Genomic DNA, 10,423 nt, shown 5'->3' with positions numbered 1-10,423 from the left:
CCCGCGCGGGTTGGTGTCGGGTGGGGGTGGTGGTGTCGGGGGGCGGCCCTTCGCTCTACGTCCACCAGGGCCCCCCCACACAAAACCGTCGAAATTGGGCGCCTAAAACCCGCCGGAGCGAAGCGGAGGCCAAAAACACAGCATGACCCTGCTAGCTCAGACGGCCATCCTCACCGCAGGCATCGCAGCCGGATGCATCAACACCATCGTCGGCTCCGGCACCCTCATCACCTTCCCCGTCCTCCTAGCCCTCGGCTATCCCCCCGTAACCGCCAACGTCTCCAACACCATCGGCCTGGTCCCCGGCGGCCTGAGCGGCGTACTCGGCTACCGCCGCGAACTCACCGGCCAGCGCGCCAGACTCCTCCGACTCGGCACCGCCTCCCTACTCGGCGGCGCCCTCGGCGCGATCCTCCTGCTCCAACTCCCACCCGAGGCGTTCAAGGCGATCGTCCCGATCCTGATCATCGCCGCCCTGATCCTGGTCGTAGTGCAACCCCGCCTGTCCCGCTGGGTACAGCGGCGCCGCGCGGCCGACGGCTCGTCCCCCGAACACGGCGGCCCACTGCTGTGGCTGGCAGTGCTGGCCAGCGGCGTCTACGGCGGATACTTCGGCGCGGCGCAGGGTGTCCTACTGATCGGCCTGCTGGGCGTGTTCGTGCACGACGAGCTACAGCGCCTGAACGCCGTGAAGAACTTCCTGGCCCTGCTGGTGAACACCCTGTCGGCACTGATCTTCGTCTTCGTCGCCGACGTGGCCTGGCAGGTGGTCGCGCTGATCGCGGTGGGTTCGATCATCGGCGGGCAGCTGGGCGCGACGGTCGGCCGCCGCATGCCGCCGACGGTGCTGCGCGGCGTGATCGTCGTGGTCGGCCTCGTCGCCATCGTGCGCCTGCTGACCACCTGATACGCCGGTTACAGCACCCCGGATTCCAGGAATGTGCGCAACCGGGCACGGTAGGGCGTGAGGTCGATCCGCTGCTCGGCGAGCCACTCGGCGGAGTAGTACTTGTCGATGTAACGGTCGCCCGGATCGCAGAGCAGGCCGACGACGCTGCCCGCCCGCCCGGCCGCCGCCATCTCGGACATGATGTGGAACGCCGCCCACAGACCGGTGCCGGTGGAGGCTCCCGCCTTGCGCCCGATCAACTCGTCGAGCACCTGGATCGACGCGATGGCCGCGGCGTCGGGGACGTGGATCATCCGGTCGATCGCGGCGCCGACGAAGCTGGGCTCCACGCGCTGGCGCCCGATGCCCTCGATGCGCGAGCAGATCTCGGTGGTCGCGGCCGGATCGTCGTCGCGCCAGCCGGGGAAGAACGCGGAGTTGTCCGGGTCGGCCACGCAGATGCCGGTGGCCCGGCCGGTGTAGCGGATGTAGCGGGCGATGGTCGCCGAGGTGCCGCCGGTGCCCGCGGTCGCCACGATCCAGGCCGGATCGGGGTGTCGTTCCTCGGCGAGCTGATCGAAGATGGATTCGGCGATGTTGTTGTTGCCGCGCCAGTCGGTGGCCCGCTCGGCGAAGGTGAACTGGTCCATGTAGTGGCCGCCGGTCTCGGTCGCCAGCCGCGCGGCGACGTCGTAGACCTCGTTCGCGTCGTCCACGAAATGACATCGGCCACCGTGGAATTCGATCAACCGCACCTTCTCCCGGCTGGTGCCGCGCGACATCACCGCGACGAACGGCACCCCGATCAGCCGCGCGAAGTACGCCTCGGAGACGGCCGTCGAACCGCTGGACGCCTCGATCACCGGCCGGTCGGGCCGGATCCAGCCGCTGCACAGCGCGTGCAGGAACAGCGAGCGCGCCAGCCGGTGCTTCAACGATCCGGTCGGATGCGTGGACTCGTCCTTCAGATACAGGTCCACGCCGGGCACCGCGGGCACCGGGACCCGCAGCAGGTGCGTGTCCGACGAGCGGCGCATATCGGCGCGCACCTTGGCGATCGCCTCGGCCAGCCAGGCTCGGTGACCCGGGTCGTACCGGTTGACGTCCACCATGTCCGGCGCGGCGCCGGTGGGTGTGACCGCGGCTGTCATGCGCACTCCTCGCCCTCGAGCCCGTTGAGGTAGAACTCGATATTTCCATAGCCCCGACCGACGATTGCGGAGGGGTTGCTCCGGACGCGCCCGGTCCGGGGGCTCGAACGAGTCCCCCGGGCGTGATAAGACCGTAGTGCGGACGGTCTTCTCGCCCAGGAGGTCTTCATGCACGTACGGCTCTGCCTATCCTGCGACGCCACTCTCGACCACTGTCACGGCACGCTCATCGTGCACACCGACCGGTCGGTGGAGTGCACGGACGCCGACTGCCACGACACCGATCACGCCCGGCACACCTTCATCGTCGACTGTTTCGACCTCGCGGGCGGCTGCGCCTGCGCCCTGCCGGAGCCCCGTTCCGGGCCACGTAGCCTGGCCGGGTGAGCTACGACCACGTACTGCTGCCCTCCGGCGTCGCCACCACCCCCGACGAGGTCGACGCATACCTGACCGCCCAGCGCGGCCTGCCGGAGGACAAGGTGGTGACCGAACTGGCGGCCGCGCTGAACGAGCACAACGCGGCACTGCCCGAACCGGACGGCTTCCTCACCGAGCCGCCCGTGGGCGGCGCCGAAACCGGTGCGGCACTGTATGTTTCGAGCCCCTACGACGCGATAGGCCACCTGCGCGGCCTGCTGTTCGACCTCGCCACACCACGGTCGTACGCGGTCTACGATCCCCAGCTCGCCTGGTTGCTCGACCCCGCCGGGCACATTCCGGTCACCGTCACGCACGGCGGCGCGGGCGAATTCCCTTATCTCACCGAGTCGCTGATCCACCAGTGGATCCCGGACCTGACCGACCCGAATCCCTATCTGATCGTCGAGCGGGAACCTCAGGTCTACATCCAGACCTTCCGCGACGGCGACGGCGACTACGCCCTCGAGTACCGCGACGGTGCACCCGACCGGCACTTCGGCACCCGGCTCGACGACGCTCATCGAGTCGCCGAGCTGATCTGGGACTGGACCACCGGCGACCGCACCCGCCTGGCGGCGCTCGACTGGGAACCGATCCTGCTCTGAGCCCGTCGCTACGGTGCGCCCCGTCGCTACAGTGCGCGGCGGCCCGACAACGCGCGGCCCAGGGTCAGCTCGTCGGCGAATTCCAGATCGCCGCCCATCGGCAGGCCCGAAGCCAGCCGGGTGACCGACAGGCCCGGGAAGTCGCGCAGCATGCGGACCAGATAGGTGGCCGTCGCCTCGCCCTCGGTGTTCGGGTCGGTCGCGATGATCACCTCGGTGACATCGACGCCGTCGTCCTGATTTCCGATGCGGCCCAACAGTTCTCGAATGCGTAGCTGATCCGGGCCGATGCCGGACAGCGGGTCCAGCGCGCCGCCGAGTACGTGGTACCGGCCGCGGAACTCCCGGGTGCGCTCGATGGCCTGCACATCCTTGGGCTCCTCGACCACGCAGATCAGGGTGCGGTCACGGCGCGGGTCGGCGCAGATGCGGCACAGCTCACCGTCGGACACGGTGCCGCACACCGAACAGAACCGCACCCCGTCGCGCACCTTCTGCAGCGCGGCCTGCAACCGGTCGATCTCCGGCGGCTCGACCGACAGCAGGTGGAACGCGATCCGCTGCGCGCTCTTGGGACCGACGCCGGGCAGCTTGCCCAGCTCGTCGATCAGATCCTGAACCGGACCCTCGTACAACGCGGTGGCCCCGGGCTCAGAACGGCAGGCCGGGCATGGAACCCCCGCCCATGCCACCGGCCAGCGGGCCCAGCTTCTCCGCGGCCAGCTGCTGGGCGTTGGCGGTCGCGGCGTTGATTGCGCCCACCACCAGGTCCTGCAAGGTCTCGATGTCGTCCGGGTCGACGACCTTCGGATCGATCTGCAACGTCTGGATCTCACCGGTCGCCTTCACGGTGACCTTCACCAGCCCGCCGCCGGCCTCCCCCTCGACCTCGGCCTCGGCGAGTTCGGCCTGGGCGGCCATCACCGCCTGCTGCATCTGTTGTGCCTGCGCAAGCAGGGCCTGCATGTCGACCTGTCCACCGGGCTCCACGGGCTGTCCTCTCTGCGGGAAGTGGTTGCTCCCCAGCGTAGTCACGATTGGGTCTACCCCCCTATCGACCCGGCGATAGCGAACTACGATCGGTGGGTGGGGTCAGGTCACATGGAGGCGGTTATGCGGGCAGGCCGTGAACCAACTCGAATATCTCTCGGGCGAGTGTTCGCACCGGCCTGCCTGGCGGCATTGCTCGCCGTGGCGCCGGTCGTCGTCGCCGCGCCCGCCGCGCACGCCGACACCGATTACGGGGGCGGCTGCGCGCTGTATCCCGACAATCCCCAGGCCACCATCGTGGCGTTGCGCGACATCTGCGACCCACAGCAACAGGACCAGATCTTCCTGGACGCGCCGCGGGGCACGGTCCCCATCGGCGTGACGAACGGCTGGGTCGCGCGCCCACCGATCGTGGAGGCGGTAGCGCCGCCGCTGTGGAGCGGCAAGAACTTCTACACCAACCCGGACGGCGGGATCCTGCAGAATCGCATACTCGGCGGCGGGACCGAGGGCTTCCCCGCCAACGTCTACAGCGCCCCGTCGATCCTCGACGGCCAGCCGGTGTGGGCGCTGGACTACGCCCCGTCCATCACCCCGCAGATCTGGGACGAGATCCGCGAGGTCACCCCGGGTGTCTGGTTCGGCTACTCGTGGTGGCGCGGCGCCATTCAAACCACGCCCCTGCTGACCTTCGTGCTGACCTATTGACTCTCCCCCCGCTGGAGGGTGTTCGCTGATCGGCATGACAGCGACAGTCCCCATCGGGGAATTCGCCCGGCTGACGTACCTCAGCGTCAAGACGCTGCGGTACTACGACGAGATCGAGCTGCTCCAACCCGCGACGAGAGACCCGGCCTCGGGCTATCGGCGCTACTCGACCGAACAGGTCGCGCAGGCGCATCTCATCCGGCGCCTGCGTGATCTGAACATGCCGCTGCCCCACATCCGCACGGTGCTGGCCGCGCCCGACCGATCCGCGCGCGATACCGCCCTGCGGGCCCATCTGGAACGCATGGAGGCCGAGCTGGCGCGCACCCGGGACGTGGTGGCCTCGCTGCGGGCCCTGTTGTCGCCGAGCCCGCCGATCGAGGTCGAATACCGTTCGGTACCAGCCTTTCCCGCGCTCACCTTCGCGAATACTGTTGCGCAAGAGGGCATCTCGGAATGGTGCGACGCCGCCTTCGGCCGGCTCTACGGGACACTGGCCACCGCGGGCGTCGCACCGGCCGGTCCGGCGGGGGCCACCTACTCCACCGACTTCTTCGAGAACGAAGCCGGCGAGGTGGTCGCGTTCGTGCCGATCGCACCCGCCGAGCGCGACCGGCTCGCACCCGCCGACGGCACCGCGGTGCTCGAACTTCCGGCCCGGCGTTTCGCGATCGCCGTGCACACCGGCCCGTTCACCGACTTCGACCGCACCTACGGCACCCTGGGCAGCCACGTCGCCGAGCACGACACCGCACTCGCCGAACCCGTGCGGGAGCTGTACCTCGTCGGGCCCGCCGATGTCGCGGATCCCGCCGATTTCCGCACCGAGGTCTGCTGGCCGGTCGGCCGGCCGTGAAGAAAGGAATACCGATGCCACCCAGGCTCGCCAATATCGCCGTCGACTGCGCGGACGCCGCCGCACTGGCGCGCTTCTACGCCGAACTGCTGGAGCAGCCGGTCGATCCGGAGGCGAACCGGAATTTCGCGACGGTCGGCCGCGACACGATGTCGCCGACCCTGATGTTCCTGCGCGTGCCGGACAAGAATCCGGGCAAGAACGTCGTCCACCTCGATCTGGTCACGACCGATCGTCGCGACCAGATCGAGCGGGCGATCACGCTGGGCGCAAAGCACATCGCCGATTACGACGAGTACGGGATCAGCTGGTCCACCCTCGCTGATCCCGAGGGCAACCTCTTCGACATCGCCGAGGGCTGAACCGATCCGGCCCGCGCGTGGCCGGAATCCCTTACGACAGTTCGCCTTTCAGGTTCTCCAGTACCTCGGCCTGAATCTTCTTCAGGCCCAGGGGCGCGAAGATGCCCTCGAAGAAGCCGGGAACGCCGCCGGCGCCCTTCCAGCTGGTCCGGACGGTGACCAGGGAACCGGCGCCGGACGGCGTCACCGTCCAGGTCGTCACCAGCGTCGAGTTCGAATCCCGTTCCGTCACGATCGAATCCGAGACCGATACCACCGCGTGCACATTGCGCGACCGCTTCTCGGTGGCCTGCAGCGTCCATTCGGCGACCGTGCCGGCGCCCTTGCCGCCCTCGAGCACCTTGTAGTCCCGATAGTGCGACGAGAGGATGCGGGGTCGCACCGTCTCGTAGTCCGAGATCGCCTCGAGCGTGCGCTGCGAGTCGGCCGGAACGACGATCGAACTGGAGGCGCTGACCTGTCCCACTGTGAACTCCTTGTTTGAGTCGGCGATGTGCACCTTGCCTGCCGCCGGGCTATGCTACGCCGCGACTCAGGGGAGCCGGGTCGTCATCGTAACGGGAATCACCTAGGGGGGTTCGTGTCGAATACCGTGCTGCGCGCACGTCGGATCAAGGACGTCGTCACCTACGTGCTCGGCATCGTGTTCGGCATCGGCCTGCTGATCGGCGGCATCGTGACGCTGAACGGCGACGGCAAGGTGGACTGCGGCGGCCACGAGATGAAGGCCGGCGACACCTGCACGACGACCAGCCGGCACGGCAGCTCGACCACGCGCACCGTCGACGAGCAGAACAGCAGGAACAAGCGCATCGGCTGGACCCTGATAGTCGTCGGCCCGCTGCTGAGCGCGGGCTGTGTCTGGCTGCTGCGCGGCGAACTGCGCAAGCCCACCGGACCCACCGCCGGTGCGGGTTCGCCTCCGCCGCAGAACAATTCGCCCTACCAGGCGGCGCAACCGCCCGGCGTCGCGGGCGTCCAGGCGTCGCCGGACGGATTTCCGCAGGGTCAGGGCGCATCGGCGGGCCACGCGAATTCCGCCGCGCCACAGCACACCCCGGTGCATCCCCACGCCGCGACCGGTGGCTACCCGCCGCCCGCGCACGATCCGGGGTACGCCCCGCCGCCCGGTCCCGGGTACACGCCGCCGCCCGGGCCGCCGGGTTCCGGACACGCGCCGCCGGCCGGGCCACCAGGTTCCGGGTACGCCCCGCCGCCCGGCGGGCCGGGACCCGGGTACGCCCCGCCGGGGTACCAACCGCAGCCGTATCCGGGGCAGCCGCCGCACCCTTACGGCCCGCCGCCGGGCCACCCGCAATCCGGACCGCCCAACGGGTATCCCCGCAACTGAGCGCGGCCGACGCCGGGCGATGATCTCCGCCCGGCACCCCGAAAGCTCCAGCACACTCCGTTAGGCTGGCTAATTACCGCCGCGACCTGCCCGTTCACCCGATGCCAGAGCATCGCGCCCGGACCCCAACGCATTGCAACGGATGCGTGAAAATTCCTGGCAATAGGTACCCTCGCGGTGGCCTCCCACTTCGCGGAGATATAGCGTCAAGGTGTGGCAGTGAGTCTGTTGGGGATGGCCGGCCGCGCACCGGCCGCACACGAATCAGGTTTTGCCGCGCATCGGGCGGGGGTGGACCGCCTGCTGGCCAGTTACCGCGCCATCCCCCGGGATGCGAACGTCCGGCTGGCCAAGAAGACCTCGAACCTGTTCCGGGCCCGAGCCAAGAACCCCGCTCCGGGGCTGGACGTCTCGGGCCTCACCCGGGTAATCGCGGTCGATCCACAGGCCCGGACCGCCGACGTGGCCGGGATGACCACCTACGAGGACCTCGTCGCCGCGACGCTACCGTACGGGCTGGCCCCGCTGGTGGTGCCGCAGCTCAAGACGATCACCCTCGGCGGCGCGGTCACCGGGCTGGGCATCGAGTCCACCTCGTTCCGCAACGGCCTGCCGCACGAGTCGGTGCTGGAGATCGACGTGCTGACGGGCGCGGGCGAGATCATCACCGCGACGCCCGACGGCGAGCACGCCGAACTGTTCCGGGGCTTCCCGAACTCCTATGGCACGCTCGGCTATTCGACCCGGCTGAAGATCGAGCTGGAGCAGGTGCGTCCCTACGTGGAACTGCGGCACGTGCGCTTCCACGACCTGCGCGAGCTGGAAGCGGTCATGGCGCAGATCGTCCTCGACCGCTCCTACGACGGTGAGCCGGTCGACTACCTCGACGGCGTGGTCTTCACCGCCGACGAGAGCTACCTTATCCTCGGCCGGCAGACCGACGAGCCCGGCCCGGTCAGCGACTACACCGGGATGGACATCTTCTACCGCTCCATCCAGCACGATGCGAAACAGCCCACCCGCGACCGCCTGACCATCCACGACTACCTGTGGCGCTGGGACACCGACTGGTTCTGGTGCTCGCGCGCGTTCGGCACCCAGAACCCGAAGATCCGCCGCTTCTGGCCCAGGCAGTACCGGCGTTCGAGCTTCTACTGGAAGCTGATCGCGCTCGATCACAAGTACGGCATCGCCGATCGGCTGGAGGCCCGCAAGGGCAACCCGCCGCGCGAACGCGTCGTACAGGACATCGAGGTGCCGATCGAGCGCACCGCCGAATTCATGGAGTGGTTCCTCGCCGACATCCCGATCGAACCGGTCTGGCTGTGCCCACTTCGCCTGCGCGACAAGGGATCCACGACCGCCGGACGACCGTGGCCGCTGTACCCGCTGGAACCCGACCGCACCTACGTCAACGTCGGCTTCTGGTCGGCCGTGCCGACGACGCCCGGCGAGCAGGAGGGCGCCGCCAATCGCGCCATCGAGCACAAAGTGTCCGAATTGGACGGGCACAAATCCCTGTACTCGGACGCGTACTACGACAAAGATGAATTCGCCGCATTGTACGGCGGCGACGTCTATCCCGATTTGAAGAAACACTACGACCCGGATCATCGTTTACTGGATTTGTATTCGAAGGCGGTGCAACGCAAGTGACCACGTTCAAAGATCGTTCGGACGTCTTCGCGGAACTGGGAACCAAACTCAGCATCGCCGAGATCTTCGAGACCCTCGTCGAGGGACCGGTGCCGATCCGGTTCACCGCCTACGACGGGTCGAGTTGCGGTCCGGAGGACTCGAAATACCGGCTGGACATCCGTACCCCGCGCGGCATCAACTACATCGCCACCGCGCCGGGCGATCTCGGCATGGCCCGCGCCTACATCTCCGGCGACATGTCCGCCGAGGGCATCCATCCGGGTGACCCGTACGACATCCTGAAGGCGATGAGCGACTTGAAGTTCCGGCGCCCGTCGGCGCTGGCGCTGGTCACCATCGCGCGCTCGCTGGGCTGGGACGCGCTCAAGCCGATCGCGCCGCCGCCGCAGGAGACGCTGCCGCGCTGGCGGCGCATCGCGCTGGAGGGCTTCCGGCACTCCAAAGGCCGTGACGCCGAGGCGATCCACCACCACTACGACGTCTCCAACGAGTTCTACGAGTACGTGCTCGGCCCGTCGATGACCTACACCTGCGCGGTGTACGGCGAGGAGAACTGGACCCTCGAGCAGGCGCAGGAGAACAAGTACCGCCTGGTTTTCGAGAAGCTGAACCTGAAGGCGGGCGACCGGCTGCTGGATATCGGCTGCGGCTGGGGCGGCATGGTGCGCTACGCGGCCAAGCGCGGCGTCAAGGTGATCGGCGCGACGCTGTCCAAGGAACAGGCCGAGTGGGCGCAGAAGAAGATCGCCGAGGAGGGCCTGCAGGACCTGGCCGAGGTGCGCCACTCCGACTACCGCGACGTGCCCGAATCCGAGTTCGACGCGCTGTCGTCCATCGGTCTCACCGAACACATCGGCGTGCACAACTACCCGTCGTACTTCGGCTACATCCAGAGCAAGCTGCGCGACGGCGGCCTGTTCCTCAACCACTGCATCACCCGGCCCGACAACACCCGCACCACCAAGGCCGGTGACTTCATCGACCGCTACGTGTTCCCGGACGGCGAGCTGATCGGCTCCGGCCGCATCATCTCCGACATCCAGAACGTCGGCCTCGAGGTCCTCCACGAGGAGAACCTGCGCCCGCACTACGCCCTCACGCTGCGCGAATGGTGCAAGAACCTGGTCGAGAACTGGGACTCCTGCGTCGCCGCGGCCGACGAGGGCACCGCCAAGGTCTGGGGCCTCTACATGGCCGGCTGCGTCCTCGGCTTCGAGCGCAACGTAGTCCAACTCCACCAGGTCCTCGGCATGAAACTGGGTACCGACAACGAGTGGACGGTCCCCTTGCGCCCCTGGTGGAGCGCCTGACAAAGGGCACCATCCGCCGAGAAAAGCCCCTTCGTCATCCCGGCACCGGCATTTGCGGCGCAGGCACGCCGAGCGGGGGGGGCCCCCCCCACACCGGCCGCGGGGGCGGGGGTGGTGGG

13 protein-coding genes are annotated in these 10,423 nt (G+C 68.5%); 9 read left to right on the top strand and 4 right to left on the bottom strand.

Going from position 1 to position 10,423, the window contains the following annotated elements; all coding sequences use genetic code 11:
- Window positions 1-142: 142 nt before the first annotated feature.
- Window positions 143-907 (top strand): sulfite exporter TauE/SafE family protein, encoded by a 765-nt coding sequence (locus QH470_RS19830; RefSeq protein WP_280273884.1) that lies wholly within the window; start codon window positions 143-145, stop codon window positions 905-907.
- Window positions 908-915: 8 nt separating this feature from the next.
- On the opposite strand, the gene QH470_RS19825 is transcribed toward QH470_RS19830, so the two are convergent.
- Window positions 916-2,001 (bottom strand): PLP-dependent cysteine synthase family protein, encoded by a 1,086-nt coding sequence (locus QH470_RS19825; RefSeq protein WP_280273886.1) that lies wholly within the window; start codon window positions 1,999-2,001, stop codon window positions 916-918.
- A gap of 207 nt (window positions 2,002-2,208) precedes the next feature.
- On the opposite strand from QH470_RS19825, the gene QH470_RS19820 reads away from it, so the two are divergent.
- Window positions 2,209-2,427 carry a hypothetical protein gene (locus QH470_RS19820; RefSeq protein WP_280273883.1) on the top strand — a complete coding sequence of 73 codons (219 nt, stop codon included), beginning with the start codon at window positions 2,209-2,211 and terminating at the stop codon, window positions 2,425-2,427.
- Window positions 2,424-3,068, top strand: a complete 645-nt coding sequence (locus tag QH470_RS19815) for a hypothetical protein (protein ID WP_280273882.1) — start codon at window positions 2,424-2,426, stop codon at window positions 3,066-3,068. Before QH470_RS19820 ends, QH470_RS19815 begins: the two co-directional genes overlap by 4 nt.
- Before the next feature lie 26 nt (window positions 3,069-3,094).
- Here the strand turns inward: QH470_RS19815 and recR are convergent, their stop codons facing one another.
- Window positions 3,095-3,703 (bottom strand): recombination mediator RecR, encoded by a 609-nt coding sequence (gene recR / locus QH470_RS19810; protein WP_187686217.1) that lies wholly within the window; start codon window positions 3,701-3,703, stop codon window positions 3,095-3,097.
- A gap of 16 nt (window positions 3,704-3,719) precedes the next feature.
- Window positions 3,720-4,058 (bottom strand): YbaB/EbfC family nucleoid-associated protein, encoded by a 339-nt coding sequence (locus QH470_RS19805; RefSeq protein ID WP_280273881.1) that lies wholly within the window; start codon window positions 4,056-4,058, stop codon window positions 3,720-3,722.
- A 165-nt stretch (window positions 4,059-4,223) separates the two neighbouring features.
- On the opposite strand from QH470_RS19805, the gene QH470_RS19800 reads away from it, so the two are divergent.
- Genes QH470_RS19800 through QH470_RS19790 form a run of 3 tightly spaced genes read left to right on the top strand, consistent with a single transcriptional unit; the run spans window position 4,224 to window position 5,984 of the window.
- A complete protein-coding gene (locus QH470_RS19800; RefSeq protein WP_280273880.1) occupies window positions 4,224-4,766 on the top strand; it encodes a hypothetical protein in 543 nt (180 codons plus the stop codon).
- A gap of 34 nt (window positions 4,767-4,800) precedes the next feature.
- Window positions 4,801-5,622 carry a MerR family transcriptional regulator gene (locus tag QH470_RS19795; RefSeq protein WP_280273879.1) on the top strand — a complete coding sequence of 274 codons (822 nt, stop codon included), beginning with the start codon at window positions 4,801-4,803 and terminating at the stop codon, window positions 5,620-5,622.
- 14 nt (window positions 5,623-5,636) lie between these two features.
- On the top strand, window positions 5,637-5,984 hold the full coding sequence (locus QH470_RS19790) for a VOC family protein (protein ID WP_280273878.1): 348 nt from the start codon (window positions 5,637-5,639) through the stop codon (window positions 5,982-5,984).
- 31 nt (window positions 5,985-6,015) lie between these two features.
- On the opposite strand, the gene QH470_RS19785 is transcribed toward QH470_RS19790, so the two are convergent.
- Window positions 6,016-6,450 carry an SRPBCC family protein gene (locus tag QH470_RS19785; protein WP_280273877.1) on the bottom strand — a complete coding sequence of 145 codons (435 nt, stop codon included), beginning with the start codon at window positions 6,448-6,450 and terminating at the stop codon, window positions 6,016-6,018.
- A 114-nt stretch (window positions 6,451-6,564) separates the two neighbouring features.
- Between QH470_RS19785 and QH470_RS19780 the strand changes: the two genes are divergently transcribed.
- The 3 genes from QH470_RS19780 to QH470_RS19770 all read left to right on the top strand — a co-directional run bounded on the left by QH470_RS19780 (window position 6,565) and on the right by QH470_RS19770 (window position 10,304).
- Window positions 6,565-7,335, top strand: coding sequence for a hypothetical protein (locus tag QH470_RS19780; RefSeq protein ID WP_280273876.1), 771 nt, complete (start codon window positions 6,565-6,567; stop codon window positions 7,333-7,335).
- Between the two features lie 234 nt (window positions 7,336-7,569).
- Window positions 7,570-8,991 (top strand): FAD-binding oxidoreductase, encoded by a 1,422-nt coding sequence (locus QH470_RS19775; protein ID WP_280273885.1) that lies wholly within the window; start codon window positions 7,570-7,572, stop codon window positions 8,989-8,991.
- Window positions 8,988-10,304 carry a class I SAM-dependent methyltransferase gene (locus QH470_RS19770; RefSeq protein WP_280273875.1) on the top strand — a complete coding sequence of 439 codons (1,317 nt, stop codon included), beginning with the start codon at window positions 8,988-8,990 and terminating at the stop codon, window positions 10,302-10,304. The genes QH470_RS19775 and QH470_RS19770 overlap by 4 nt, the downstream gene beginning before the upstream one ends.
- Window positions 10,305-10,423 lie beyond the last annotated feature (119 nt).

This window comes from Nocardia wallacei (assembly GCF_029868745.1).
Taxonomy (GTDB): Bacteria; Actinomycetota; Actinomycetes; order Mycobacteriales; family Mycobacteriaceae; genus Nocardia; species Nocardia wallacei_B.
Note: the sequence above shows the minus strand (reverse complement) of the source record. Positions and strands in the feature narration are given on the sequence as shown.

Coding starts and splice junctions, on each gene's coding strand:
- QH470_RS19790 (WP_280273878.1), top strand. CDS start 5,637: ATGCCACCCAGGCTCGCCAATATCGCCGTCGACTGCGCGGACGCCGCC.
- QH470_RS19830 (WP_280273884.1), top strand. CDS start 143: ATGACCCTGCTAGCTCAGACGGCCATCCTCACCGCAGGCATCGCAGCC.
- QH470_RS19825 (WP_280273886.1), bottom strand. CDS start 2,001: ATGGTGGACGTCAACCGGTACGACCCGGGTCACCGAGCCTGGCTGGCC.
- QH470_RS19795 (WP_280273879.1), top strand. CDS start 4,801: ATGACAGCGACAGTCCCCATCGGGGAATTCGCCCGGCTGACGTACCTC.
- QH470_RS19775 (WP_280273885.1), top strand. CDS start 7,570: ATGGCCGGCCGCGCACCGGCCGCACACGAATCAGGTTTTGCCGCGCAT.
- QH470_RS19820 (WP_280273883.1), top strand. CDS start 2,209: ATGCACGTACGGCTCTGCCTATCCTGCGACGCCACTCTCGACCACTGT.